Origin of the sequence: Halobellus captivus (genome assembly GCF_003697845.1) — an archaeon.
Lineage (GTDB): Archaea > Halobacteriota > Halobacteria > Halobacteriales > Haloferacaceae > Halorubrum > Halorubrum glutamatedens.
This window is the reverse complement of record NZ_RDQE01000005.1, coordinates 232,982-258,776: the sequence shown is the minus strand read 5'-3', so window position 1 is coordinate 258,776 and position 25,795 is coordinate 232,982. Positions and strand designations below refer to the sequence as shown.

General features: G+C 68.9%; 21 protein-coding genes. 16 read left to right on the top strand and 5 right to left on the bottom strand.

From position 1 onward, the window contains the following. The first annotated feature begins 41 nt into the window (after positions 1 to 41). From EAO78_RS08055 to EAO78_RS08035, 5 genes are all read left to right on the top strand, one after another. Positions 42 to 1,268, top strand: a complete 1,227-nt coding sequence (locus EAO78_RS08055) for an MFS transporter (RefSeq protein WP_122105332.1) — start codon at positions 42 to 44, stop codon at positions 1,266 to 1,268. 291 nt (positions 1,269 to 1,559) lie between these two features. Further along, on the top strand, positions 1,560 to 3,173 hold the full coding sequence (locus EAO78_RS08050; RefSeq protein WP_122105331.1) for a Na+/H+ antiporter NhaC family protein: 1,614 nt from the start codon (positions 1,560 to 1,562) through the stop codon (positions 3,171 to 3,173). Positions 3,174 to 3,285: 112 nt separating this feature from the next. Next, complete coding sequence (gene polX / locus EAO78_RS08045) at positions 3,286 to 5,040, top strand: DNA polymerase/3'-5' exonuclease PolX (RefSeq protein ID WP_122105330.1); 1,755 nt, start codon at positions 3,286 to 3,288, stop codon at positions 5,038 to 5,040. A 102-nt stretch (positions 5,041 to 5,142) separates the two neighbouring features. Further along, positions 5,143 to 5,880: a DUF7095 family protein gene (locus tag EAO78_RS08040; RefSeq protein WP_122105329.1), complete on the top strand. Its 738-nt coding sequence runs from the start codon at positions 5,143 to 5,145 to the stop codon at positions 5,878 to 5,880. A gap of 105 nt (positions 5,881 to 5,985) precedes the next feature. Continuing rightward, complete coding sequence (locus tag EAO78_RS08035; protein ID WP_122105328.1) at positions 5,986 to 7,140, top strand: pyridoxal phosphate-dependent aminotransferase; 1,155 nt, start codon at positions 5,986 to 5,988, stop codon at positions 7,138 to 7,140. Positions 7,141 to 7,149: 9 nt separating this feature from the next. Here the strand turns inward: EAO78_RS08035 and EAO78_RS08030 are convergent, their stop codons facing one another. Continuing rightward, positions 7,150 to 9,288: a glycoside hydrolase family 15 protein gene (locus EAO78_RS08030; RefSeq protein WP_122105327.1), complete on the bottom strand. Its 2,139-nt coding sequence runs from the start codon at positions 9,286 to 9,288 to the stop codon at positions 7,150 to 7,152. A gap of 103 nt (positions 9,289 to 9,391) precedes the next feature. Between EAO78_RS08030 and EAO78_RS08025 the strand changes: the two genes are divergently transcribed. Continuing rightward, positions 9,392 to 11,548 carry an alpha-amylase family glycosyl hydrolase gene (locus tag EAO78_RS08025; protein WP_122105326.1) on the top strand — a complete coding sequence of 719 codons (2,157 nt, stop codon included), beginning with the start codon at positions 9,392 to 9,394 and terminating at the stop codon, positions 11,546 to 11,548. Positions 11,549 to 11,675: 127 nt separating this feature from the next. After that, complete coding sequence (locus EAO78_RS08020; protein ID WP_122105325.1) at positions 11,676 to 12,764, top strand: TrmB family transcriptional regulator; 1,089 nt, start codon at positions 11,676 to 11,678, stop codon at positions 12,762 to 12,764. Positions 12,765 to 12,793: 29 nt separating this feature from the next. Here EAO78_RS08020 and EAO78_RS08015 read toward each other — a convergent pair whose 3' ends face one another. Further along, a complete protein-coding gene (locus EAO78_RS08015; RefSeq protein ID WP_122105324.1) occupies positions 12,794 to 13,285 on the bottom strand; it encodes a CBS domain-containing protein in 492 nt (163 codons plus the stop codon). A 459-nt stretch (positions 13,286 to 13,744) separates the two neighbouring features. Between EAO78_RS08015 and EAO78_RS08010 the strand changes: the two genes are divergently transcribed. Both EAO78_RS08010 and rdfA read left to right on the top strand, forming a co-directional pair. Further along, the gene (locus EAO78_RS08010; protein WP_122105323.1) at positions 13,745 to 15,685 is read left to right on the top strand and encodes an archaea-specific SMC-related protein; all 1,941 of its coding nucleotides are present in this window, start codon (positions 13,745 to 13,747) and stop codon (positions 15,683 to 15,685) included. Positions 15,686 to 15,786: 101 nt separating this feature from the next. Then, complete coding sequence (rdfA, locus tag EAO78_RS08005) at positions 15,787 to 16,404, top strand: rod-determining factor RdfA (protein ID WP_122105322.1); 618 nt, start codon at positions 15,787 to 15,789, stop codon at positions 16,402 to 16,404. A 540-nt stretch (positions 16,405 to 16,944) separates the two neighbouring features. On the opposite strand, the gene EAO78_RS08000 is transcribed toward rdfA, so the two are convergent. Next, entirely contained in the window at positions 16,945 to 17,856 is a 912-nt protein-coding gene (locus tag EAO78_RS08000) for a serine/threonine-protein kinase RIO2 (RefSeq protein ID WP_122105321.1), read from the bottom strand. 169 nt (positions 17,857 to 18,025) lie between these two features. Here EAO78_RS08000 and EAO78_RS07995 point away from each other — a divergent pair, with 169 nt between their 5' ends. From EAO78_RS07995 to EAO78_RS07970, 6 genes are all read left to right on the top strand, one after another. Further along, entirely contained in the window at positions 18,026 to 18,346 is a 321-nt protein-coding gene (locus EAO78_RS07995) for an antibiotic biosynthesis monooxygenase family protein (protein WP_122105320.1), read from the top strand. A 105-nt stretch (positions 18,347 to 18,451) separates the two neighbouring features. Continuing rightward, a complete protein-coding gene (locus tag EAO78_RS07990; protein WP_122105319.1) occupies positions 18,452 to 19,294 on the top strand; it encodes a lipoate--protein ligase family protein in 843 nt (280 codons plus the stop codon). A gap of 59 nt (positions 19,295 to 19,353) precedes the next feature. Then, positions 19,354 to 20,229, top strand: a complete 876-nt coding sequence (locus EAO78_RS07985) for a deoxyribonuclease IV (protein ID WP_122105318.1) — start codon at positions 19,354 to 19,356, stop codon at positions 20,227 to 20,229. 60 nt (positions 20,230 to 20,289) lie between these two features. Further along, positions 20,290 to 20,736, top strand: coding sequence for a hypothetical protein (locus tag EAO78_RS07980; RefSeq protein WP_122105317.1), 447 nt, complete (start codon positions 20,290 to 20,292; stop codon positions 20,734 to 20,736). 69 nt (positions 20,737 to 20,805) lie between these two features. Continuing rightward, positions 20,806 to 21,612, top strand: coding sequence for a class I SAM-dependent methyltransferase (locus EAO78_RS07975; protein WP_122105316.1), 807 nt, complete (start codon positions 20,806 to 20,808; stop codon positions 21,610 to 21,612). A gap of 58 nt (positions 21,613 to 21,670) precedes the next feature. Next, positions 21,671 to 22,399 carry a 3-oxoacyl-ACP reductase family protein gene (locus EAO78_RS07970; protein WP_122105315.1) on the top strand — a complete coding sequence of 243 codons (729 nt, stop codon included), beginning with the start codon at positions 21,671 to 21,673 and terminating at the stop codon, positions 22,397 to 22,399. 76 nt (positions 22,400 to 22,475) lie between these two features. Here the strand turns inward: EAO78_RS07970 and EAO78_RS07965 are convergent, their stop codons facing one another. After that, complete coding sequence (locus tag EAO78_RS07965) at positions 22,476 to 23,399, bottom strand: coiled-coil protein (protein ID WP_122105314.1); 924 nt, start codon at positions 23,397 to 23,399, stop codon at positions 22,476 to 22,478. A gap of 302 nt (positions 23,400 to 23,701) precedes the next feature. Beyond that, complete coding sequence (locus EAO78_RS07960; protein ID WP_122105360.1) at positions 23,702 to 24,373, bottom strand: 2,5-diamino-6-(ribosylamino)-4(3H)-pyrimidinone 5'-phosphate reductase; 672 nt, start codon at positions 24,371 to 24,373, stop codon at positions 23,702 to 23,704. Positions 24,374 to 24,835: 462 nt separating this feature from the next. Between EAO78_RS07960 and sppA the strand changes: the two genes are divergently transcribed. Then, positions 24,836 to 25,771, top strand: coding sequence for a signal peptide peptidase SppA (sppA, locus tag EAO78_RS07955; protein WP_122105313.1), 936 nt, complete (start codon positions 24,836 to 24,838; stop codon positions 25,769 to 25,771). Positions 25,772 to 25,795 lie beyond the last annotated feature (24 nt).

Below are 25,795 nucleotides of genomic sequence, written 5' to 3'. Positions count from 1 at the left end.
ACTTCCTCCGTTTTAAGCGTCCGACCGGACAAGGGCGGCCGATGGACCTCCGGCGGATCGCCGAGTACGACGTGCTCCTGTTGACGGCGCTTCTGTGGTTTCTCGGCAAGTTCCTTCGGTACGCGTTCCCGCCGCTGTTCGAGTCGCTTCAGGCGAGCTACGGCGTGAGCAACGCCGCGGTCGGCACGGCGTACACCGGGTTCATGCTGGTGTACGCGCTGATGCAGTTCCCGAGCGGCGCGCTCGCGGATCGCGTCGGCGCGGTGCGGGTCATCGTCGCTGGCGCGGCCGTCGCGGCGGTCGGGGCCGTCGCGCTCGTCGTCGACGCGCCCTTCCTCGTTCTCGCCGCCGTCATGCTCGTCATCGGGGGCGGGACGGGCGCACACAAGACGGTCGCCGTCCGGCTGCTCTCACGCGTCTACCCGGCGCGGACGGGGCGCGCGCTCGGCGCCCACGACACCATCGGGGCGTTGGGTGGCGTCGCCGCGCCCGCGGCGGTCGTGCTCTTCGTCTCCACGCCGGCCGCGCTCGACGCGCTCCTGGACCGGCTGCCGGGTGCGGACTGGCGCGGGCTGTTCGTCGTCTCGGGGGTCGTCGTCCTCGCGGTGGCGGTCGCGTTCGCGGTGCGCGTCCCGAGCCGGCTCCCGGAGAACGCCGACCGCGGCGAGCCGCGGGAGGGTCCCGACCCGACCGCCCGGGACTACCTCGAGTCCTTCCGCGACCGCCGAATGAGCGCGTTCGTGATCGCCACGATCGCCGCCTCGTTCGCGTACAACGGCGCGGTCGCGTTCTTCCCGCTGTACCTCTCACGCGCCGCCGGGCTGTCGACGTCGACGGCGAGCCTGTTGTACTCGGTGCTCTTCGCGGTCACGTTCGTCCAGCTCGTCTCGGGCGACCTGTCGGACCGTCTCGGCCGCTTCCCGGTGATGGCGGTCGCGCTCGGGCTGGCTGCGGCCTCGCTCGTCGGCGTCGTCCTCCTCGTCGACGCCGGACCGATCGTTCTCGGCGTGCTCGTCGCCACGCTCGGGCTCGGATCCCACGGCTACCGCCCCGTCCGGGGGGCGTACCTGGTCGAGGCGCTTCCGGAGCGACTCGCCGGCGGCGGGCTCGGCGTCGTCCGCACCCTGCTCATGGCCGCGGGCGCGCTCGCGCCGGGGATCGTCGGCACGATCGCCGACGTCGCCGGGTTCCGTCCCGCGTTCGCGCTGCTCGCCGGGTCGACCGCGCTCGCCGCGCTCGTGGTGACGGGGCTGTGGGCGACCGAGTGACCGATCACGTACTCGATCCGGTATTTGTTTCGTTTGTTACGACGTTCGATCGACTGAAGTGTCCGATCCGCCCCCCTCTCGACGGTTCACTGTGTGAAGTGACACATTCCACGTCGACATCGGTGGGTTTATGTAGATCTTGTCGCGACACTACATCGGACATGGTAGGGAGTAGCACATGTTACACGTAAACAGCCTAACTACCCGACCGGAAGCGGAGTACGGGCCGAGGGACGCCCCGATCGGTGGGGATCATCCTCTCGAAACGCGCCGCGGCGTGGAGGGTGACGGATGACGGGCGCCGAGACGTACGGGGCGATCTCGATCGTCCCGCCGCTTCTGGCGATCGTCCTCGCGATCGTCACCCGTCGGGCGATCCTCTCGCTGTTCCTCGGTATCTGGTCCGGAGGGATCATCTTCACGGGGAGCCACGGGGTCGTCCAGACGCTCAACTGGACGGTCTCGTCGCTCGGTGAGAGCCTGTTCAACGCCAAGATCCTCACGATCGTGATGTTCCTGGGTGGGGGCGTCGCGCTGATCTGGCGGCTCGGCGGGGCGAAAGCCATCGGGAACGCCGCCACCTCGCGGCTCGACTCACAACGGAAGGTCGGGCTCGCGACGTGGATCTTCGGCATGCTCTGGTTCTTCGGGGACTACTCCAACACGGCCATCGTCGGCACGACGATGCGGGACATGGCCGACGAAATGCGAGTGTCCAGGGAGAAGCTGTCGTACATCATCGACTCCACCGCCGCGCCGGTGGCGACGTTCGGCATCTCCAGTTGGGTCGTCTACCAACTGAGCATGATCGAACAGGGGTACGAGGCCGCCGGGATCTCGGGGGAGGCACCCGAGGCCTTCAGCCTCTTCCTCCAGAGCATCCCGTTCAACATGTACTGCCTCTTCGCGCTGGCGATGGTCGGGATCGTCATCATCACGCAGCGCGACTTCGGCGAGATGCTCGACGCCGAACACCGCTCGTGGAAACACGGGAAGGTGCTCCGGGACGACGCCGTCCCGATGCAGAGCGCCGAAGACAGCCTCGGTGACATGGTGACCGACTCGCCGCAGCTCCGGTACTTCCTCCTCCCCGTCGGTACGCTCATCACCGTCGTCTTCGCCGGCTCCGCGTACACCGGCATCCAGGGAGCCGGCGCGAACCCGGAACTGATCGACATCGTCGGCAACGCCGCGTTCGTCGACGCGCTGTTGTGGGGCTCCTTCTCGATGGTCGCGATGGGCCTCATCAGCGGGTTCTTCGGCGGCCTGATGGACCTCGAGGAGGCGATGGAGACGGTCATCGACGGGTTCAGCATGATGATAACCGCCGCGTCCATCCTCGTCATGGCGTGGACCATCGGCACCGTCACGACCGAACTCGGCACGGGGATCTACGTGACCAACGTCGCGGAGTCGATCATCTCCCCGATGCTGCTGCCCGTGGTCATCCTGTTCGCCTCGGCGGTGATCGCCTTCTCCACCGGGACCTCCTGGGGGACGATGGCTATCGTCACGCCGATCGCCATCCCGCTGGCGTGGAGCATCGGCGGCTCCGCCCCGACGCTCCTGCCGGTCGCGGTGGGGACGGTGTTCAGCGGCGCCATCTTCGGCGACCACTGTTCGCCCATCTCGGACACGACGATCCTGTCGTCGACGTTCACCGGGGCGGACCACATCGACCACGTGCGGACGCAGATGTACTACGCGGTGACCGTCATCATCGTCGCCTCGTCGATGCTGTTGGTCTGGGGGGCGACCCGGATCACGCCGCTGGTCCTGCTCCCGATCGGCGTCGGCCTGCTCTACGGGCTCGTCTACGGGCTCTCGGAGTTCGACGCCAACCGCAAGGACCTGACGCCGCAGGCGGCACGGACCGAACAGCAGTCCTCGCCGTCGGACGACTGACGACGTCGGGGTTCCCGATCTCCGCTTCATTTTTCGGCACGCTCCCCCGCCAGCGGCGGCTCTCGATCGTCGGGCGACAGTATAAGACCCATCCGGCCGAACGATCGCTCGAATGAGCCGGAACGACGAGGTCGCGTCGCTCCTCGAGGAGTTCGCGGACCGACTCGAGGCGACGGGCGTGGAGTACAAACCCTCGGCGTACCGCCGCGCCGCCGAGAACGTCCGCGAGCATCCGACGCCGATCGAGGACCTCGCGGTCGACGGCGAGGACGCGGTCGCGGAGATCGACCGCGTCGGCGACGCCATCGCCGCGAAGGTCGTCGAGTACGTCGAGACGGGCGAGATCGCGGAGTTGGAGGCGCTTCGAGAGGAGTTACCCGTCGACATGGCAGCGCTGACGGCGATCGAGGGGGTCGGCCCGAAGACCGTCGGCACCCTCTACGAGGCGCTCGAGATCACGACGCTCGACGAGATGGAGGCCGCCGCCGAGGCCGGCGAGATCCGCGAGGTGAAGGGGTTCGGCGCGAGGACGGAGGAGTCGATCCTCGAGAACGTCCCGTTCGCACGCGAGTCCAGGAAGCGGACTCGTCTCGGCGACGCCCGGCCGGTCGCCGACGACGCCCTCGCGTACCTCGCGGACGTCGACGGCGTCTCCCGGGTCGAGGTGTGCGGGTCGATCCGGCGGTGGAAGGACACCATCGGCGACGTCGACCTCCTCGTCGCGAGCGACGAGCGCGAGCCGATCGTCGACGCGTTCGTCGACTGGCCGGCCGCGGACGCGACGATCGAGGCCGGCACCGGAAAGGCGAGCGTCCGCGCGGACGGGACCCGCGTCGACCTGCGCATCGTCGACGACGTCGAGTTCGGCGCGGCACTCCAGTACTTCACCGGGTCGAAGGCGCACAACGTCGCGGTCCGCAACCGCGCGATCGATCGCGGGCTCAAGCTCAACGAGTACGGCCTGTTCGACGTGCGCGACGTTGCGGATCCCGACGCGGGAAGGCGCGTCGGCGACCGGGTCGCGGGCGAGACCGAGGAGGGGGTCTACGACGCGCTCGACATGGCGTTCGTCCCGCCGGAACTCCGCGAGGACGCCGGGGAGGTCGCGGCCGCGGCCGCGGACGACCTCCCCGACCTCGTCGACGGAGCGGACCTCCGGGGGGACCTCCACACCCACACCGACTGGTCCGACGGCGGGTTCGCGATCGCGGAGATGATCGCGGCCGCGGCCGAGCGGGGGTACGAGTACCACGCCGTCACCGACCATGCCGCCGGGCCGGGCGTGTTCGGGAACGTCGGCCTCGACGAGGACGAGATCGTCGAGCAGGCGGCGGCGGTCGCCGAGGCGGCCGACGCGGTCGACGCCGGGATAGAGGTGCTACACGGGATCGAGGCGAACATCGATACCGACGGGGGGATCACCACCGACGACGCGACGCTCGCCGACCTCGATATCGTGGTCGCCTCGCCGCACTCGGCGCTCGACGCGGAGGCCGACGCCGCCACCGAGCGGCTCGTACGGGCGGTCGAACACCCGGAGGTCGACGTTCTGGGCCATCCGACCGGCCGGCTCATCAACGAGCGACGGGGGCTCGATCCCGACATGGAGGCGGTCTCGGCCGCGGCCGCGCGCGAGGGCGTCGCGATCGAGGTGAACGCGAACCCAGCCCGTCTCGACGCCGACGGGAGCGCGGTCCGGGCCGCCGTCGACGCGGGTGCGACGATCGCGGTGAACACGGACGCACACACGCCTCGCGAGCTGGACAACGCCCGATACGGGGTTCACACCGCCCGCCGCGGCTGGGCCGAGGCCGCCGACGTGCTCAACACGTACTCGGCCGACGACCTCCGCGAGTTCCTCGCGTAGCTCCCTCTCGGCGTGATCGTGACGATCCCGCCCGCGCCGACGACGGCGCGACGGAGACGCCGAGCGCAACCCGTATGAGCCCGCCGCCCGTACCGCGGGACGATGGAACTGGAGCGGGCCGTCGACCGGGTGGAGGCGATCGTCGACCGCGTCGAGGACGAGCCGATGCCCGTGCCCGTCCGGGAGGTGTGGGCGTTCGGCGACGTGGCGCTCGGGCTCGACCCGATCGACCGGCTCGACGTCTACCTCACGAAGGACGTCCTCATGGACAGCGACGCGGACGCGGCGGCGGCCTTCGAGGCGGAGTACGGCGTCAAGGGGATCGGAACGACGGTCCGCGCGTCGTGGGCGGAGGCGAACCCCGACCGCGTGCGCGCCAGCGACAACGGGTACGCCGCCCCCGAGAAGTGCCTCGCCGCGGAGCTGCTCGCGGTTCCCGCCGCGTCCGATCGACCCGACACTCCCGCCGACAACGCTGCCGCCGACAACGCTGCCGCCGACAACGACACCACCGGAACCGACGCCCGTGACGCCCCGATCCACCTCGAGGTGTGTAACGCGAGCTTCGGCGACAACGTGACCCAGCGGCTGAAGGGTGCACTCGCCCGCGAGGCCTACGGGGAGGTCCTCGACCCCCGCGGCGTCTGTCTGTGGGCCGGCGGCCGCCGGGACGAGGAGGCGTTCGAGCGGCTTCGAGACGGGGCGTTCGCGATGCCGACGCTGCCCGCCGCGCTCTCGTCGCTCGGCGTCGACGACGACGTCGCCGGGGCGGTCGCGGACGCGCTCGCGACCGAACGCGCCGACCAAGACGGCTCGTCGGTCCGTGGCGACATGGTTTGAGCGTCGACCCCGCGTCTCCACACACCCCGCGATCTCCACGAGACCCGTGTATTCCGCGATTTCCGCGACCCAACTCCTTTTGGGACCGATCGCCGTGGGGACGGTATGCCCACGCCGACCGACCGCGTCCGGGACGCGGACCGATCGAGCATCCGCGTGATGTACGACCTCGCACAGGAACAGGGCGGCGACCTCGTCCGGCTCGAGGTCGGCGAGCCCGACTTCGACACGCCCGAACACGTGATCGACGCGGCCGCCGAGGCCGCCCGCGGCGGCGCGACCCACTACACCTCAAACGCCGGGATACGGGAGTGCCGCCGCGCGATCAGCGACACGCTCGCGCGCGACTACGGCGTCGAACACGACCCGGACGAGATCGTCGTCACCGTCGGCGGGATGGAGGCGCTCCACCTGGCCACGCTCGCCACCGTCTCGCCGGGCGAGGAGCTGCTCGTCCCCGGCCCGACCTGGCCCAACTACGCGACGCAGGCGCGGCTCGCGGACGGGACCTTCCGGGAGGTGTCCATGCCGGCGGAGACGGGGTTCGACCTCGACGCCGACCGCGTGGTCGACGCGATGAGCGACGACACCGCCGCGGTCGTGCTCACGACGCCCTCGAACCCGACCGGCCGCGTCTTCGACCCCGAGGAGTGCCGGGCGGTCGTCGAGGCCGCCGCCGACCACGACGCCTACGTGATCGCCGACGAGGTGTACCTCGGGCTCACCTACGACGGCCCCGCCGAGGGGATCGCCGCCTACACGGGCCACCCGGACCACGTGTTGACGGTCGGCTCCTGCTCGAAGCGGTACGCCATGACCGGCTGGCGGCTCGGCTGGCTCGCCGGCGACGACCACGTCATCGACGACGTGGTGCGGGTCCACGAGTCGACGACCGCCTGCGCGTCGAGCGTCGCCCAGCACGCGGCGATCGCCGCGCTCACCGGCCCGCAGGAACCCTACGAGGAGATGTACGACGCCTTCCGGGAGCGTCGGGACCTCGTGGTCGACCGCGTCGCGGGGATCGACGGCCTCTCGTGTCCCCGGCCGGAGGGCGCGTTCTACGCCTACCTCGACCCCGGCCTCGACGAGCCCGCGATCGACGTCGCCAAACACTTGTTAAAAGAACACGGCGTCGTGCTCGCGCCCGGCGACGGATTCGGCGACTCGACGCCCGGCCGCCTCCGGCTCTCGTTCGCCAACTCCACCGAGCGGATCGAGGAGGGGTTCGACCGGATCGAGGCGGGACTGGCCGAGTACTGAGTCGGCTCCTCAGTCGTCGGCGGGCACGGGTTCGGCCGTCAACAGGCCGTGCGCGTCGAGCGATCCGATCGTCGCCAGCCGGATCGCGTGGGGCCACCCCAGCGGCGTGGCGCTGTCGGGGGTTCCGTCGTCGAAGAACTGCTCCGGGAGGTATCCGGTCGGCTCACAAAGCGCTCCGGCCGGCGAGACGAGCCCGAGCAGCTCGCGGGCGCGCTCGGCGAACCGCTCCGCCCGCGGGTCGTCGTGGTCGGAGAGCAGGGCGGCCGTCTCCGCGCAGGCGTGCGCGCCCCACGCGGTCGAGACCGTCCACACCTTCTCGCCCGGCTGGTCGGCGCGCCGCCAGCCGTCGCCCTCGTAGCGGAACAGCCCCGCGATCGCGTCCGTCTCCCGAGCCAGCCCGTCGACGACGCACTCGACGTGTGAGACCAGGCGATCGAGCCGCTCGTCGTCGACCGCGCCGCCCGCGGTCGAGTCGGCTTCGCTCGAATCGGCTTCGGTCGAGGGAGCGTCCCCGAGCGAGTCGTACGCGCGGTGCGCGCTCGCGAGCTCGAGCGTCGCCGAGTCGAGCCGGTCGTCGACGTCGCCGTGGTCCGTCTCGCGGAGCGCGTAACAGCCCCGGTCCGGAACCCAGAGGTCGTCGAGCGCCTCGTACACCTCCCGGGCTCGGTCCCGGGCGTGGTCGGCGGGCGCGTCGTCGAACTCGTCGTCCTCGGGGCCGTCGTTTCCGTCGCCGGCGAGCCCCGCGCCGTGACGCGCGAGCGCGCTGTACGCCTCGAGGAACGTCGCGGCGGTGTGCGTGAACCGGCCGACGGAGTCCTCCCAGGCGTTCTGACAGACGACGGGGCGGCCGTCCTCGGCGAGGGTCGAATCGAGGCTCGCGAGCGCGTCGACGAGGACCGGATCGAGCCCGTCTACGTCGACGCCGCGTCCTCGCGCCCGGGCGAGGAACGCGATCACGCTGCCGGTCTGGTCGGCCTGGTAGTCCACGTCGGGGCCGTCCTCGATGCGCGCGTTCGCCCAGCCGGGCGCGAGCGCGCCGTTCCGCGGCCAGACCCGATGTGGCCAGGAGCCGTCGGGGCGCTGGGTGTCGACGTACATCCGTGCGGACCGGGCGTGCCAGTCGTCGAGTCCGAGCTCGAGCCGGTCGTCCGACTCGAGGAGGAACGTCGATATCTCGGCGTCGTCGCGGAACCAGGTGTAGCCGTAGCCGCCCGAGTGCTGGTAGTGCGGATCGAAGTCCGGCCCAGCGATCCGCAGGCCCGTCTCGGCCGACAGCAACGACAGCACCCGCAGGTCCGCGACGACCGACTCCCGCTCGGGAACCGACGCGGGAACCGTCGGGGTCGTCCCGGCGGCGGCGTCCGCCAGCGCCGACGCGGAGTCGAGTTCCGCGAACAGCTCCGAGAGACGGCTCCGGGCCGCCTCGCGGGTCGTCTCCGAGCGGTCCGAAAGCAGGGTTCCGAGCGTCGTCGCGGCGTCCTCGAAGGGAGCCTCGACGACGACCTCGCCGGAGAGCCGCTCCTCGTCGTAGCGGGCGGCGTCGCGGTCGCGCGGGAGGTCCATCGGCGCGTCGTCGAGTACCTCGGGGAACGTGGGCGGGAGCTGTCCGCGCAGGTCGCTGAGGCCGGTCGCGCTCGCGAGGTAGTCGTGTTCGTCGGCGTGGTACACCTCGACCGCGTCGTCGTAGCGGAGCTGTCCGACGCGTTCGTCGCGCCCGTCGGGCGCGAAGGCCGCGTACGCGACGAGCGCGAAGTCGTCCGCGTCGCGGTCGGCGTCCGGGTCGGGCTCGACGGTCGCGCGCGTGAGGTGGGCGTCGCCGATCGCGAGGTCGTACCGCCGCACGGTCGCCCGGTCGGTCTCGTGGACCGTCTCGACGAGCGGCGTGTCGTCGACGTAGCGCTGCCGGGAGCGGGACGGGTCGAACCAGGTCACGTCGCCGTCGACGGCCAGCCCGAACCGCGAGCGGGAGAGCCCGCTGGTGCCGGTGAGCGGGTATCCGAAGTCCCGGAGCCCGCCGTCGGGGGCGACGTGGAGGAGCCGCCCGTCGCCGCCCGTGAACCGGCCCGCCACGGTGCGTCGTTCGCCCGCGAAGAGCCGGTCGTGGCCCGCGTTTCGCTTGTAGTCGTCGAGCGCGTCGCGTAGTTGCATTGGTCGCGAGGACGTGCCCGTCAAGAATGAATCTTTGGTGAACTATTTATTCACGATTTTTCATGGTGGAAACGCTCATGCGGGTCCGGTTCCGGATGGGGGTATGCACGAGCCCGGACCGCCGCGAGCGACGAGCGTCGGGCGGTCGGTCGAGTTGGCGCCCCGCGACCCGGACCCGTCGGGGCGCTACGAGTGGACGGTGCTGGACGCGCCCGTCGACGGCGACGGCGACGTCCTCGAGCCCGGCGCGACGAGCCGGCCGGACGACCCGGTCGTTCACCTCCGTCCGGACGCGCCGGGGACCTACGTCCTCCGGCTCGACGCTCCTGACGGGTCACACCGCCAGCGCGTGCGGGCGTTTCCGGACGAGCGACGGGAGACCGAGATCCGGGTGCCCGCGAGCGACCTCCCGGTCGCGGACGACGCGGTCGAGCGCGTCTCGCTTCTGTGGCGGCACAACGACCGGCTGCTCGCGCGCGACCGGCCGACGCGCGAGGGTGACGAGTGGGTCTACCGGAGCCGCCTCCCGCCGGGTCGTCACGGCGTCGGCTTCGTCGCCAACGACGACCGGAGTACCGAACGCCACGTCGTCCACGAGGTCGAGGGACCGGGTCGTCCCCGGCTCTCGCTCGACTGGTCGGTGGAGGTCGGGAACGGTGACGCGCCGTCGATCCTCCGCGTGACCGCCGACGTCGGCGTCCCGCCGGACTCGGAGAGGGACCCCGCCGACGTCGACGTGGCGTTCCTCGTCGACGACCGGGACGCCGACCCCGAGACCGTCGATCGGATCGAGGCTCGCTCGGACGGGCACACGCTCGCCGTCCCGCTCCGGGACCTGGACGGGGTCGACGGCGGGATCCGGATCCACGCCGTTCCGCACGCGGAGCGGCGTGGGGCGATGGCGACGGTCCGGGTCGACCCGGACGGGGACGGATCGCTTGCGGCGACGGACCCGCACGCCCGGCCGACGTGGGCGGAGTCGCCGACGGTGTACGAGGTGTACGTCCGGTCGTTTGCCGGCGACACGCTCCCGACGACGTTTCGGGAGATCGAACGGCGGATCCCGTACCTCGAGAGCCTCGCCGTCGACGCGCTCTGGTTGACCCCCGTGCTCGCCTCGCCGACCGAGCACGGCTACCACGTCACCGACTACTTCGAGACGGCCGACGACCTCGGGTCGCGGTCGGCGTTCGAGTCGCTGGTCGACGCCTGCCATGACGCCGGGATCCGGGTCGTCTTCGACCTCGTGATCAACCACACCTCCCGGGACCACCCGGCGTTCCAGCTCCACTCGGCCGGCGTGCCCGAATACGCCGACCGCTACCGGCGAGCCGACGCCGCGGTCGACGTGACGGGGATCGACTGGGCCGAACTCCCCGCGGGCGCGGTCCCGGAGTACCACTTCGACTGGGGGCGGATCCCGAACCTGAACTACGACGACCCCGCCGTCCGGGCGTGGATGCTGTCGGTCGTCGACGAGTGGGCGAGCGTCGTCGACGGCTTTCGCGCGGACGTGGCCTGGGGCGTCCCGCACGGGTTCTGGAAGGAGGTCGCCGACCGCGTCCCCGACGACTTCCTGCTTCTCGACGAGACGCTTCCCCACGATCCCTTCTACGGCGAGGGGGAGTTCGACCTCCACTACGACACCTCGCTGTACGGGACGTTGAACGCGATCGGGTCCGGACGGGCGCCGGCCGACGCGGTCGCGGACGCGCTCGAGCGCACGACGTGGCTCGGGTTCGACGATCCGAGCGCCCAGTTACGCTACGTCGAGAACCACGACGAGGACCGATACCTGGCGACGCACGGCCGGGCCGCGCTGCGCGCGGCCGCCGCGGTGACGTTCACGCTCCCCGGCGCGCCGATGGTGTACGCGGGACAGGAGCGGGGCAACGAGACGACTCGCGGCCCGTTCCGCTGGCACGACGGCGACAACGCGCTCACCGAGTTCCACCGGCGTCTCTCGGCACTCCGGGACGCCGAACCGGCCCTCCGTGCCCCGAACGTCGACTTCGCGACCGGATCCGGGGCGATCGAGGTCGTCGCCGGCGACCCCGACCGCGTGACTGCGTACGAACGGACGATCGGGACCGAGAGCGCCGCCGGAACGACCACGGGACACGACCGCCTGCTCGTCGTCGTGAACTTCGCGGAGGCGCCGGCGACCGTCGAGGTACCGGACCGGATCGACCGGGACCTGTTCGCCGCCGACCCGGTCGACGGGGAGGCCGTCGTCGAGAGCGTCGCGGTCCTCGCGTGAAACGGCGGGTCGGTCGATTCGGTCGACTCGATCGTTCCCGACGACGACCGGGGCGGTCGTGACGACCCGGACGGCCGCCGCGGAGCACCACCGACCGGTATAAGTGCCGCGTCCTCCCCGTTCGAGTATGGACGACCGGACGCTGACGGACCTCCTCGGTCGGTTCGGACTCTCGGAAAAGGAGATCGACACCTACCTCACCCTCCTCGAGTACGGCGAGGCCAAGGCCAGCACCGTCGCCGACGCCGCGGGCGTCTCGAAACGCTACGTGTACAGCGCGAGCGAGTCGCTCGCGGACCGCGGGTTCGTCGAGGTCCACGACCACGCCGTGCCGACGACGGTCCGCGCGAACCCCCCAGAGGAGGTGATAGAGCGGCTCCGGTCCGACGCGGACGCGATCCGCCCCGGACTCGAGGAGCGCTACTCGCGGGCGGAACGGGAGGCGGAGCAGTTCGAGGTGGTCAAATCCCGCGTCACCGTGATCAAGCGGATCCGATCGCTTCTCGAGGGGGCCGACGCGGAGCTGACGCTCTCGATCCCCGCGAAGCACCTCGCCACGGTCCGGGACGCGCTGGCGGCCGCGCTCGATCGCGACGTCCTCGTGCTGCTCGTCGTCACGGACGTCGAGGACGTCGACGGGGTCCGCGACGCGCTCGGGGACACCGAGGGGGCCGATCGGATGGACCTCGAGACGATCGCGAGCGTCGTCCGGACCTGGGGCGAGGCGATGCCGACGATGCTCACCGTCGACTCGGCGCGGGGGCTCGTCGCGCCGCCGGAGCTGTTGCGCCGGTCGGACTCCGACCGGCAGGCGATCGTCTTCGCGCAGGCGCAGCTCGCGCCCGTCATCGTCGGCGCGTTCATGGGCAACTACTGGCCCGCCACCGACGAGGTGGCGCGTGCGGAGCCGGCTCCGCTCCCGGTCGAGTACGACGACTTCAGACAGGTCGTGTTCCAGGCCACGCTTCACCTTCGGGCCGGGCGGACGATCCGAGCGACGGTCGCCGGGAGACGGATAGACGAGGAGGCCGAACCGGTGGAGGTGACCGGTCGCGTCCGCTCGGTCAAACAGGCGATGGTCGAGCCGACGAACAACGAGTTCCCCGTCGAGAACTCGCTCACCGTCGAGACGGAGGACGGGGCGGTCTCGGTGGGCGGTCGAGGGGCGTTCGTCGAGGACGTGGAGGCGGAGTTCACCCGTTTGGAGACCGAGTGACGACCGGCCGGTGAGACCGGTCGTCCGGTTCAGATCCGCCGGTCCCGGAACGCGCGGATCACGTCCTGCCGGGCGATGAGCCCGACGAGGGTGCCGTCGTCGTGGACGACGGGTAGGCGGTTGATGTCCGGATCGTCTCCGGAGAGCAGCTCGAGCACTTTGTCGACGTCGGCGTCGGGAGCGACCGTCGCCGGGTCGGCGGTCATCACCTCGGTGATGGGTCGGTCGGCGTTGCGCACGAGGTCGATCCCCAGATCGAGGTCGCCCCAGGGCGGTTTCACCTGATACGTGAGCGTGTCGACGAACGGGGGGAGCCCGATCGGGATCCACAGCGTCTCCTCCTCCGGCTCGAACAGGTCGACGAGGTCCGACTCCGTGACCACGCCGACGACCCGATCCTCGTCGTCGACGACCGGGAACCCCGAGAAGGAGTTGCGGGCGAACTTGTGGAAGACGTCGCTCACGTCGGCGTCCGCGGGGACCGTCTTCACGTTCTCGACCATCAGGTCGCGTGCGTTCATACCGGACCCTCGCGGTCGCGGGTGGTAGGCGTTACGACGCGACCGCGTCGACGAAGTCATGCTGGAGAGTATAGGGATTGTAACATGAGGGGTATTCAACCGACATAGCCGGGTGTACAGATCGTCCCAGTATTAACAGTGCTCTGACGAACGTCTTCGCGCCGATGACCGGAGATTCCGTCTCGGAGTATAACGACGATGGAGATACTGTCGGCCAAAGAACGGTGACGAGTTCGCCGAATCGAAATATATGTAAATTTATACTTAATAAATAAAATACCAGTCATGTTCTAGTAATATTTGAATATTGTCACTTCATTCGAAGGGGAATCCGGGACGTTTGGACAGGTGATTCGAAGCGTTCGAACGGATCGGAGGATCGACATGGCTGACGGAGATCTCCCTCGACCGACGACCGTCATGCGTATATTTAATGACCAGCGTCTCCTGGGGGGAGGTATGTCGGCGGAGCAACTCTCTGAATCACGGGTGCGGATCGACGTTCGAAAGATCGGCGGGATCGACGAGGCCGAGGTGACCCTTCCGCCCGGCGTCTCGGTACTGACCGGACGAAACGCGACGAATCGGACGTCGTTTCTGGCGGCGCTCATGGCGGGACTCGGCAGCGAGAGGGCCTCGCTCAAGGGCGACGCCGAGGAAGGGTCGGTCACCCTCGAGATCGACGGGGAGACCTACACGCGGACGCTGACCCGACACGGGGACACGGTCGCGTTCGACGGCGACCCGTACCTCGATGACCCCGAACTCGCCGACCTGTTCGCCTTCCTGCTCGAGAACAACGAGGCGCGACGCACCGTCGCCCGCGGCGACGACCTCCGCGAGATCATCATGCGGCCCATCGATACGGACCGCATCGAAGCCGAGATCGAGTCGTGTAAACGGGAGCGCGAGGAGCTCGACGACGAGATCGAACGGCTCGAACGGCTCGAGGACGAACTGCCCGAACTCGAGGAGAAACGCCGTGAAAAACGTGCGGAACTCGAGGAGGCTCGCGAGGAGTTGGCGACCGTTCAGTCCGAACTCGAGGACCTCGAGACGGACGTCGAACGGAGTCGTTCGCAAAAACGGGAGCTCGAGGAGGCGTTCCAACGCGTCCGGGACGCCCGGTCGGAACTGGACGACCTCGAGTTCGACCTCGAAACCGAGCGGTCGACGCTCTCCGAACTCGAGTCGGAGTACGACGAACTCGAGGAGCGGCTCGCCGACGCGGAGCCGCCCGAGGAGGACCCGGACCGACTCGCGGGGCGAGTTCAGGAGCTTCGAGAGCGCAAGCGCGCGCTCGACGGGACGATCAACCAGCTCGCGAGCGTCGTGAGCTTCAACGAGGAGATGCTCGAGGAGGAGGAGCTTGATCTCGATCGGGACGACACCGGGGAGGAGACGGACCCGACCGACGCGCTGACCGGAAGCGACCAGACGACCTGTTGGACCTGTGGGTCGACCGTCGCGACCGAACAGATCGAGGGGACCGTCGAACAGCTGCGTGACCTCCGCGCGGAGAAACTCGAGGAGCGCAGCGGTATCGAATCCGACATCGCCGAGCTCACCGAGCGACGGTCCGAACTCCGTACCGAGCGACGGAAAGCCGAACGGGCGGAGAACCGACTCGCCGACGTCGAGGCGGAGATCGAGACGACGACCGAACGCATCTCGGATCTCGAGGGCCGGATCGAGACGAAACGTGACGAGATAGCGGACCTCGAAGCCGAGACCGAGACGATCGAGGTACAGGACCACGACGAAGTGCTCGAACTCCACCGGGAGTCCAACGAACTCGAGTTGCGGGTGGAACGGATCGAAGGGGACCTCGAGACGATCGACGAGGAGGTCGCCGAGCGCGAGGAAGCGCTCGAGGGCCGCGAAGAACTCGAGGCCGAACGCGAGGAGCTCACCGAACGGCTCGCGGACCTCCGAACCCGCGTCGAGCGCATCGAGAAGGACGCGGTGACCGCGTTCAACGAGCACATGGAGACCGTCCTGGACATCCTGGAGTACGACAACCTCGATCGGATCTGGATCGAACGCCGTCGGGAGGAGGTGCGCGAGGGACGCCGGAAGGTGACGAGGACGCGGTTCGAGTTACACATCGTCCGGTCGGCCGCGGACGGGTCCGCGTACGAGGACACCATCGACCACCTCTCGGAGAGCGAACGCGAGGTGACCGGACTCGTCTTCGCGCTCGCCGGCTACCTCGTCCACGACGTCCACGAGGTCGTTCCGTTCGTCGTTCTCGATTCGCTCGAAGCGATCGATTCGGACCGGATCGGACGCGTCGTCGACTACTTCAGAACCCACGCGGAGTACCTCGTCGCGGCCCTGCTGCCCGAGGACGCCGAGGCACTCTCGGAGGAGTACACGTACGTGAGGAGCATCGATTAGCGTCGGGCGATCGTTCGACCGTGCCATCTCTCGTCGGTCGGCATCGATGGACATCGACGTGACATCAGTAACTTTGTAACGCTTGCTCGGATAGGAGGGGTATGAGCAACGGGACGCGAAGCCGCGGAACGAAGGTCGCACGGCTCATCGACGAGTACGACCTGTCCGGGACGGGCGCGCAACTCGAGGCGGCGTGGACGGGCGAGACGGGGGAACGAACGAGCCTCCGAGATCTCGCCGACGAGTTCAACGAACGGCTCCTCGAAGTAACGCTTCGGGAGGCCGACGTCTCGCCGCACGAGGTCGATATCACGGGAACGTACGAGAGCCTTCGGGAGGGATCGAGCTCCGAGCGAACGCGCGCTCGACGTCGTCTCGAACGCGAGGGCGTGGACGTGGAGACGCTCTCGAACGATTTCGTGACACACCAGGCGGTACACACCTACCTGCGGAAGGACCGTGAAGCGAGCCTCCCCGAGCGGGACGGCGACGTGGTCGAACGAAAGACCGAAACGATCGAGAAACTCCAGGGACGGGTTGCCGTCGTTACGGAGTCGACGATCGAGTCACTGGTTTCGGCGGGCGAACACGACCACGCGGACTACGACGTTCTCGTGGACGTTCGAGCCATCTGCTCGAAGTGTGGGTCGAACCACTCGATCGGCGAGTTGCTCCGGCAGGGTGGGTGTGGATGCACGACTTCATCCGAGTACGAATAATATAATTATACTTACTATGAGTGAAATCGTATACTTCATATATTCATGAAGTATCAATTAGGGCATTATGACGAGGATCGGCGTCGGAAGACACGTCTGCGGGAGGTCACCCGAACGCTCCGCCACGATGACGGGGATCCTTCTCACCGCCGGTGTTCGCGAGTACGGGCGACTCGTCATCGTCGCGGACTCGGGATACCACTGGAGGAGGCTCCCAACCGGAGGCACTGACGGTAACACGGCCGGGAAACCCGATCTCGAGATGAGTGGCCCCATCGAATACGACGGGCAGCCCTACCGAGTCCAAGGGGTTAACGAGTCGGAGCAGTCGTCGGCTTCGGCGGCGGCGTCCTCGTGGTCCCGGTGCCGGGGCTCTCAGGAGCACTACGATACGGTAACGTTCATCGTTAGTGACGGGGACGCGGTCGCGGCGACCGGGACCGAATCGATACCCCGTTCGACGTCGAAGACGACGAGTGAGCGTCACCATTCTCGAGATCTAGGTTGCCGAGATGATTTTATATCGCGTGATTTGGTTTATTATTCGCCGAACGCCCGAACCGTCTCGAAGGAACCGTCGGCGATCGCGGCGGCGATCGCGGCGGTATCGGCCTCGCGGTCGATCTCGTGAGGGTACTTTCGGCCGAAGTATCTCAACAGGTTGGCAACGTCGCGTTCGAGGAACTCCCGGGCGTTCTCGTGGTCCGTCGGGACCGCCTGTGGCCAGTCGAACACCGTGATCCCGTCCTCGGCGACCGCGACGTTGTGTTCGGACATGTCGGCGTGGACCCAGCCGAGTTCGTGGACGGTCACCAGCTCGCGGTAGATCAGGTCGAGGACGCCGGCGGCCTGTTCGGGCTCGAGCTTGGCACGGGCGAGTTCGACGCCCGCGAACTTGTCCATCACGATGGCGTGGCGGTTGTGGTCGACCGGACGGGGAACCGACACGTCCGGATACAGCGACTCCATCGCCTCGTACTCGCGTTCGGCCGCCTTGCGCGCGGTGTACATCCAGGAGACGTGGTCGCGGTCGGCGGTGTACTCGCGCTCGCGGTTGACCGCCCGGAAGTTGGTGTACCCCTCCCGATGGTACTTCAACGCGAGCGGCTTGAACGACTGGACCTCGTAGACGTCGCCCTCCTTGCCGAGCCCGAGCGGGGAGCCGACGCCGTCTATCGTTCCGCGCTCGGAGAACGTCCGCAGCGCGAGCGCGTCGTACCCCTCGAAGGTGAGCTGGTACCCCTCGTACTGGATCGTCTTCCGTTCTATCAGTTCGCGGTCGAGACATCGGTCGATCCGGTACTCTATCTCCTCGGCCGTCAGGTCGGCGTACTCGGGCAGTTTGTCGCGGCGCACCCACTCGGAGAAGCGCATCCCCTGCTCGACGCCCGAGAGGAGGTAGAAGTCCTCGGGGTCGAGCTCCGCCATGTCGCCGGCGACGTTGCGTACCATACGGGTCCTACTCCGGGGATTCGTAAAAACGGCCCGCGTTCGTCGGATGGATGATATAAATCAAATATGGCGATATAAAACCACGATCGCTTTCTGGGTTCACGGAGTCGGCGCCTTCGAGGCCGTCTCCTCCGCAGTCTTATTCCTACGGACGACCGAACGACGTTCGATGTACCTCGTGACGTTTCGTCTCGATCCGGGCGAGTACGACGCCGAGTTCCACGAGTTGAACGACGCGATACGGGCGGCAGCCGAGGGAACGGACGGATACCTCGGCCAGCGGACGTGGAACGATCCGGAAGGCGACGAGGTTCTCGTCGTCTACTACTGGGAGACGCTGATCGCGCTCGAGTCGTTCGCTGCCGATTCGGACCACGAACGGGCGAAAGCGCGGTGGAACGAGTGGTACGACGCCTACGAGGTCACCGTCACGGAGGTGATCGAAACGTACGGGAGCGGCTTCGGCGACGACGCGGACCCGCCCGGGTAGCGGGCGTCGGTGATCCCGGACACGTCGGGGCGGACGGGCGGGGTGATCCGTCCCGATCCACGTTCGAACGCAATCGCTTTCGGATCGCCGCGCCGACGGGAGAGCATGACCGCGCCGGAGGGCGACTGGCGACTGATCCGCGAGGAGGACCGATCGGGGCCGATGCAGATGGCGCTCGACGAGGTCGCGGCCGAGACCGCGAGCGCGGAGGGACTCGCCACGGTCCGGACCTACCGCTGGGGCCCGAGCTGTCTCACGCTCGGGTACGGACAGAGGCCGGAGACGGTCGACTGGGACGCGTGCGAGCGTGCGGGCGTGGACGTCACCCGTAGACGGACCGGCGGCGGGGGGATCCTCCACGACTCGTACGGCGACGTCGCGTACTCGATCGCCGTGCCCGCCGAGGACGTCCCCGGGAAGCTCCTCGACGCGTATCACCTGCTGTGTGAGCCGATCCTCGACGCGTTCTCCCGGCTCGGGATCGACGCCGACTACGTCGAGGAGGCGGTTCCGGAGCTGTATCACCCCGCGTGTTACCTTCGCGAGCTACACCCGGCTCACGACGTGGTGGTCGCGGGACGGAAGATCGCCGGCAACGCGCAGTACCGCACCCGCGACGCGGTCGTCCAGCACGGCTCGCTCTCCTTCTCGGTCGACGCCGAGGCGCACCTCGCGGCGTTCGCCGACCCGCCGGTGGACGCGGAGACGTTCCGCGAGCGGGTGGTGGGGATGGACGAGTTGGTCGACGTGGACCGCGCGGACGCCGTCACGGCGGTCGAGGGATCGCTCGCGACGTGGGTCGAGACGGGGATCGGTTCGAACGGAGCCGGATCGTTCGATCGAGAGGGGTCGTGGACCGACGCCGAACTCGATCGCGCGCGGGAACTCGTCGAGACGAAGTACCGGGACGACGCCTGGGTTCGGTCCCGTCCGGGCGACCGCGAGTAGAGAACCGATCGGCCACCTCGTTCCGAAGCGGCTTTTCGTTCCCCCCGCGTATCGTCCGTATGAGCCTGAAGGTCGGCGCGCACGTCTCCATTTCCACCTCGAGAGCATCGAACGACCCCGAGACGCCGCCGCACGGAAACATCGCGAACGCCGTGTTCAGACAGACCCAGTTCGGCGGCAACTGCGGACAGATCTTCACCCACTCCCCGCAGGTGTGGGAGGACCCGAACCTCGACGAGGAGGAGACCGCACAGTTCCGCGAGCACACGGCGCGCGACCTCGACGGTCCGTGGGTGATCCACACCTCCTACCTCGTCAACCTCTGTACGCCCAAGGAGGGGCTCCGCCAGAAGTCCCTCGAGTCGATGCAACGGGAGGTCGACGCCGCCGACGCGCTGGGGATCCCGTACGTGAACGTCCACCTCGGGGCCCACACCGGCGCGGGGGTCGAGGACGGCCTCGACAACGCGGCGAGCGTCATCGACGACGTCGACGTCCCCGAGGGCGTGACGATCCTCGTCGAGAGCGACGCGGGCGCGGGCACGAAGCTCGGCGGCGAGTTCGAACACCTCGCGGGCGTCATCGACCGGACGGAGACGGACGTCGACGTCTGTATCGACACCGCCCACGCGTTCGCGGCGGGCTACGACCTCTCGACGGCCGAGGCGGTCGACGAGACCGTCGCGGAGTTCGACGACGTGGTGGGACTCGAGCACCTGCAGTGTATCCACCTCAACGACTCGAAACACGCCTGCGGCACCCACAAGGACGAACACGCCCACGTCGGCGAGGGGCTCATCGGCGAGGCGGGCATGGAGCGGGTGATCAACCACCCCGACCTCGCGGAGGTCCCGTTCGTGTTGGAGACGCCGACGGAGGACGGCAAGAGCTTCGCGTGGAACATCGAGCGCGTCCGGGAGCTTCGTCACGAGTGAGGACGCGAGGGACACCCGTCTGACGCGTTTTTAAGTTCGTCCGGCGTGTGAACGCGACTCATGACGACCACGGAAGCGCTGCTGTTCGGCCGTCGGCGCGAGCGAGCGATCGGGCTCGTGGTCGGATTCTCCGTCGCCGTCGGGGCGGTGGCGGCGGTGACCCTCCTCGCGAGTGCGGTCGATCTCCGGCCGGTGGCGACCCTCTCGGCCCGGACGCTTCCGGTGTTGGTGGTGTACGCGCCCGCGCCGATCGCCGCCGTCGGCGCGTACGCCCGCTGCGGCGGACCGGCCTGTCTGGCGGTCGGAGTCGTCCCGGTCGTCCTCCTCGGTGCGCTCCTCGCGGTCGCGAGCACGATCGGAGCGCCGGGCGTCGCCGGCGGCGCGTGGGTCGTCGAGCTCACGGGCTCGTTTCTGATCGGCAGCGTCGCGAGCGCGTTCGTCGGCTTCTGTGCGGGCGTCACCGCGGCGCTGGTCGTCGATCTCGTCGGGATCCGGTCGGACGGGTGAGCCGGCTCCGCCCCCGTCGCTTCGTCTCCGATCCCGCCGCTTAATCCCCGTCGCCGCGAACGGGGCGACGTGAGACGGTTCTCCGCCGACTACCTCGAGCACACCCGCGAGGGGATGTGGGCCGACGGGCGCGAGGCGCTCGCCGACTGCTCGCTACCCGACCGCGAGCGCGTCCTCGACGCCGGCTGCGGCACGGGCGAGTTCACCCGCGTGCTCGCCGAGGAGGCCGGTCGGGACGCGACCGTGATCGGCGTCGACGCGGACACGGACCTGCTCGACGTCGCCCGCGAGGAGACCGCCGCCTCCTACGCCGCCGGCGACGCGACCCGGCTTCCGTTCCGGGACGACGCCGTCGATCTCGCGGCGTGTCAGGCGCTCCTGATCAACCTGCGGGAGCCGGCGCGGGCAGTGCGGGAGCTCGCACGGGTCTCCTCGGACCTCGTCGCGGCTGTAGAGCCGAACAACGCCGACGTGGCCGTCTCCTCGACGGTCGAGCGGGAGGCCGACCTCGAGCGGGAGGCGCGTGAGGCGTACCTCGCGGGCGTGGACACCGACGTGGCCCTCGGCGACCGCGTCGAGTCGCTGTTCGCGGACGCCGGCCTCGTCGACGTCCGGACGCGGCGGTACCTCCACGAGAAGCGGACGGCCCCGCCCTACGCCGAGCCGGCCCTCGAATCGGCCGCCCGAAAGGCGTCCGGCGCGGGGCTCGCCGACCACCGCGAGGAGCTTCGGGCCGTGCTGTCGCCGGCGGCGTACGACGACCTTCGCCGACGCTGGCGCGAGATGGGCCGGGAGGCGGTCGCGGCGATGCGCGAGCGCGAGTACGAGCGCGTCGAGCTCGTCTCCTTCGAGGTGACGGTGGGTCGGGTTCCCTGATCGCTCCTCCTTCGCCGGGTCCGGAAGGACGAAGTCGGTCGGCCCGGACCGGGGAGACATGCCAGCCGCAGTCGTGACGGGGTCGTCGCGGGGGATCGGTCGAGCGATAGCGCTTCGGTTCGCCGAGGACGGATACGACGTCGCCGTCAACTACCACACGAGCGAGGACGCGGCCGAGTCGGTCGCGGCCGAGGTCCGGGATCTGGGTCGGGAGGCGGTCGTCGTCGGCGCCGACGTCTCCGACCCCGAGGACGCTACACGGCTGGTCGAGGCCGCCGCGGACGCGTTCGGCGGCGTCGACCACGTCGTCAACAACGCCGGGATCGACCAGCACGTGTACACCGAGGACCTCGCGCCCGACGACTTCGACCGGGTCATGGACGTGAACGTCAACTCGGCGTTCAACGTGACGAAGGCGGCGCTCCCGTTCCTCCGGGAGTCCGCGGACGACCCGTCGGTGACGAACGTCTCCTCCATCCTCGCACACACGGGCGCGCCGATCGAGTGTCACTACGCCGCCTCGAAGGGGGCGCTGCTCTCCCTCACCCGCAGCCACGCCGGCGACTTCGCGCCGGACGTACGGGTGAACGCGGTCGCGCCCGGCCACGTCGAGACGGACATGACCGGCGACCGGACCCCCGAGGAGGAGCGCGAACAGCTGGCGGCGATCCCGGTCGACCGCTACGGCCAGCCCGCGGACATCGCCGAGGCGGCCGCCTACCTCCGGGACGCGGGGTTCGTCACCGGCGAGACGCTGAACGTGAACGGCGGCGAGTTGATGAGCTAGGTTCCCGGCGGTCGCTACGCTCCCCGTTCTCGCTACACGAAAACCGCAAAAACCGCTTCAGAGAGACCGGTCGTCTCTAGAGAAGCCCCGTCTTCTGGAGCTTCATCAGGTCCTCGGTGTCGAGGGTCTCGCCCTCCTTGAACTTCTGGTAGATCTCCTCGGCTTCCTCCTTCTCCTCCTCGCGCTTCTCGGCGCGCTCGTCCTTGCGCTCCTCCTCCTCCTTCTTGTCGAGCTCACGCAGGCGCTTCTGGACGCGGACGAAGTCCTCGTGGTGGCGGTCGGCCGCCTCCTGGGCCTCGACGAAGAGCTCGTGCATCTCGTCGGCCTCGTCGCGGATGTCGTCGGCCTCGCGGTAGGCCTCGATCATGTCGTTGTGGTGCTCCTGGGCCTTGTCCGCGAGCTCCGTCACCTTCTGGTGGTGTTTCGACGCCTCCGAGCGGACCTCCTCGGCCTCCTCGACGAGGTCGTCGAGCTCGCTGGTGTCGTCGACCTTCTCCTTCTTCTCGGCGAGCTTCTCGCGTTTGTCGTCGATCTTCTCGATGAGCTCGCGCTCGTCCTCCGCGTCGAGCACCTCGGTCTGCTGGCGGAACTCGAGGTCCTCGATCTCCTCTTTGAGCTCCTCGATGGACTTGCCGGAGCCGAGCTCCATGTCCCCTTTGAGCTCCTCGACCTCGTCGAACAGTTCGTTGGCCTCCGCGTTGAGCTCGTTACGCTTGTCCTTGTGTTCCTGGACCTGCTCGTTGAGCTCGTCGCGCTTCTCGCGGTGTTCCTGGGCCTCGTCGACCTTCTCGCGCGTCTTGGCGTTGAGGTCGTCGCGCTTGGAGGCGCGCTCGGAGGCCATCTGGTTCAGCTCGTTACGTCGGTCCCGCAGTTGACCGGCGCGTTTGATGAGCTGTCCTTTGGACCCGTTCTCCAGGTCGTCTTCAGAAAGGTCCACGTTGTCCGCGTCGTTCATCGGCTCGATGTCGTACTGTTCGATGACTTCGTCTTTCGTTACCATTTTTTATCTCTCCATCACCGCTCCGGATGTGGCGGCCGCTCGCCGTCGTGCGTAGGGCCGTTGATAAGAACTCCCGTTCATTTCAGCGTGCGATCCTACCAGCGCCGGAGGCGTTCTGGTACCTCTACGTACCGTAGGGTGACATATAAATACTTCGGTGAATTCGTGTGAAAGTCGGTAGCACGGACCGTGTACCGGCCGATATCGCGGGATCCACGCGTTACCATGGGTGGGGTTAACGGGCATGGGTAGGGGGCGATCGTCGTCCGATGCGTCCGACTCCCCGCCGGTTGACGCTCGATTCACGCTCTCCCGTCGACGTCGTACGAGAGGACGACCCCGTCGTCGAGCCGCTCGACCTCCGTGAGATCGAGCCGGGGGAACGCCTCCACGAACCCTTCGCCGTCGGCCAGCGTCGGCGCGTCGCGTCCGCCCACGACGAGCGACCCGACGTACACCTGCAGCTCGTCGACTATCCCGGCCGCGAAACACGAGTAGATCACCTCGCCGCCGCCCTCGACCATCAGCCGGTCGATCCCCTCCCCGGCCAGCGCGCTCGTGCCGTCGACGAGGTCGACGCGCTCCTCGCCGGCGACGATCACCTCCGCGCCGGCGTCGGCCAGTTCCTTTCGGCGCTCGGGCGTCGTCGCCGCCGACACGAGCAGGTAGGTTGTCGCCGCGTCGTCGAGGATCCGCGCGTCGGTCGGCGTCCGTCCCGTGGAGTCGACGACGACCCGTGCGGGGTCGCCCGGTCGGCCGTTCCGGAGCCGTTCGACGCGGCGCGCCTCCTCGTCGAGCGTGAGGTGCGGGTCGTCGGCGAGGACGGTCCCGACGCCGACCAGCACCGCGTCGGCGGCCGCCCGGATCCGATCCACCCGGTCGAAGTCCTCCTCGCCCGAGATCCGGAGCTGCTCCCGGCGGCGCGTCGAGAGCTTCCCGTCGACGCTCTGGGCCGCGTTGACGACGACGTACATACGCGAGGGTGGCGCGGGCGTCGAATGGTCGTTTCGGTCGCCGTACGTCGGAGACGTGAGATTCATTCGGGATGGTTGGGGCGTCGCCCTCGACGATCGCACGAATACGCCCACCACCAAGGCCGCAGCCGCTCGGTCATCGGAGACTGGAAACGTACTCGCGGAGAACACTGTCAAAGCCCCAGCCGCGAGGACTCGGGGGCCTCGCTGCGGTCCTCGATCGTTCGCTTTGCTCACTTCCTGCGGTCCTTGCGTCGGCCGCCGTCGCCCTCGCGGCTGCCCCTTTGAGTCCCGCCCGCACCGCACAGCCCCGCACCTCACGCCTCCCCAGCCTCGGGCTCGACGACCCGCCGGCAGTTCCGGCGGGTCGTCTCCCCCTCCCTCGCGCGGTCCGCTCGCGCCCTTCGGGCACTCGCGGGCACGCGCCGACGCTCATAAACCGCGTCGCCACCAATCGACGCCATGGACGACGACGCACGTTCGACCGGATCGGGCCTCCTCGTGGCCGCCGCGCTGGGCGCGGCGGCGACCGTCGCCGGCGGGCGACTCCTGGGTCGGCTCACTCGCGGTCGGTTCGGAGATACCGAGGAGTACAACGTGGCGAAGGTGTCGATTTCGGGGCCCATAAAGCGGGACAAGGGCCGTCCCTCGCCCCTCTCCGGGCCGGGGGGGACGACCGCCGACGAGGTCGTCGAGCAGGTCGAGGCGGCGGACGACGACGAGGACGTCGAGGCGCTCCTCGTCGAGCTCAACACGCCCGGCGGGGAGGTCGTCCCCAGCGACGACATCCGGCGGGCGGTCGCCGACTTCGACGGGCCGACGGTCGCGTACGCGACGGACCTGTGCGCCTCCGGGGGCTACTGGATCGCCAGCGGCTGTGACGAGCTGTGGGCCCGCGACGGGAGCCTCGTGGGGTCGATCGGCGTGATCGGCTCGCGGCCGAACGCGGCCGGGCTGGCCGACAAGCTCGGGATCTCCTACGAGCAGTTCACCGCCGGCGAGTACAAGGACGCCGGCGTGCCGTTGCGGGAGATCGAAGCGGACGAGCGCGAGTACCTCCAGTCGCTCATCGACGGCTACTACGAGCAGTTCGTCGAGACCGTGAGCGAGGGTCGGGGGATGGACCCCGAGGCGATCCGCGAGACGGAAGCGCGCGTCTACCTCGGTCCCGACGCCCTGGACCTCGGGCTCGTCGACGAGCTCGGCGTCGAGGACGACGTGGAGGAACGGATCGCCGAGGAGCTCGACGACGACGTCGGCGTCAAGGAGTTCACGCCCGATCGCGGGCTCGTGGAGCGGCTCGGTATCGGCGCGGAGCGCGTCGCGTTCGCCGCCGGCAACGGCGTCGCCAGCGTCTTCGCCGGCGACGGCCGCGACCTCGAGGTCGAGTTCCGATAGGCCCCTCCCGTCCGTACCGTGGTG

Excerpts from the sequence above, each read along its gene's own strand:
- EAO78_RS08055 (WP_122105332.1), top strand. The coding sequence starts at position 42 with ATGGACCTCCGGCGGATCGCCGAGTACGACGTGCTCCTGTTGACGGCG.
- EAO78_RS08050 (WP_122105331.1), top strand. The coding sequence starts at position 1,560 with ATGACGGGCGCCGAGACGTACGGGGCGATCTCGATCGTCCCGCCGCTT.
- polX (WP_122105330.1), top strand. The coding sequence starts at position 3,286 with ATGAGCCGGAACGACGAGGTCGCGTCGCTCCTCGAGGAGTTCGCGGAC.
- EAO78_RS08040 (WP_122105329.1), top strand. The coding sequence starts at position 5,143 with ATGGAACTGGAGCGGGCCGTCGACCGGGTGGAGGCGATCGTCGACCGC.
- EAO78_RS08035 (WP_122105328.1), top strand. The coding sequence starts at position 5,986 with ATGCCCACGCCGACCGACCGCGTCCGGGACGCGGACCGATCGAGCATC.
- EAO78_RS08030 (WP_122105327.1), bottom strand. The coding sequence starts at position 9,288 with ATGCAACTACGCGACGCGCTCGACGACTACAAGCGAAACGCGGGCCAC.
- EAO78_RS08025 (WP_122105326.1), top strand. The coding sequence starts at position 9,392 with ATGCACGAGCCCGGACCGCCGCGAGCGACGAGCGTCGGGCGGTCGGTC.
- EAO78_RS08020 (WP_122105325.1), top strand. The coding sequence starts at position 11,676 with ATGGACGACCGGACGCTGACGGACCTCCTCGGTCGGTTCGGACTCTCG.
- EAO78_RS08015 (WP_122105324.1), bottom strand. The coding sequence starts at position 13,285 with ATGAACGCACGCGACCTGATGGTCGAGAACGTGAAGACGGTCCCCGCG.
- EAO78_RS08010 (WP_122105323.1), top strand. The coding sequence starts at position 13,745 with ATGTCGGCGGAGCAACTCTCTGAATCACGGGTGCGGATCGACGTTCGA.
- rdfA (WP_122105322.1), top strand. The coding sequence starts at position 15,787 with ATGAGCAACGGGACGCGAAGCCGCGGAACGAAGGTCGCACGGCTCATC.
- EAO78_RS08000 (WP_122105321.1), bottom strand. The coding sequence starts at position 17,856 with ATGGTACGCAACGTCGCCGGCGACATGGCGGAGCTCGACCCCGAGGAC.
- EAO78_RS07995 (WP_122105320.1), top strand. The coding sequence starts at position 18,026 with ATGTACCTCGTGACGTTTCGTCTCGATCCGGGCGAGTACGACGCCGAG.
- EAO78_RS07990 (WP_122105319.1), top strand. The coding sequence starts at position 18,452 with ATGACCGCGCCGGAGGGCGACTGGCGACTGATCCGCGAGGAGGACCGA.
- EAO78_RS07985 (WP_122105318.1), top strand. The coding sequence starts at position 19,354 with ATGAGCCTGAAGGTCGGCGCGCACGTCTCCATTTCCACCTCGAGAGCA.
- EAO78_RS07980 (WP_122105317.1), top strand. The coding sequence starts at position 20,290 with ATGACGACCACGGAAGCGCTGCTGTTCGGCCGTCGGCGCGAGCGAGCG.
- EAO78_RS07970 (WP_122105315.1), top strand. The coding sequence starts at position 21,671 with ATGCCAGCCGCAGTCGTGACGGGGTCGTCGCGGGGGATCGGTCGAGCG.
- EAO78_RS07965 (WP_122105314.1), bottom strand. The coding sequence starts at position 23,399 with ATGGTAACGAAAGACGAAGTCATCGAACAGTACGACATCGAGCCGATG.
- EAO78_RS07960 (WP_122105360.1), bottom strand. The coding sequence starts at position 24,373 with ATGTACGTCGTCGTCAACGCGGCCCAGAGCGTCGACGGGAAGCTCTCG.
- sppA (WP_122105313.1), top strand. The coding sequence starts at position 24,836 with ATGGACGACGACGCACGTTCGACCGGATCGGGCCTCCTCGTGGCCGCC.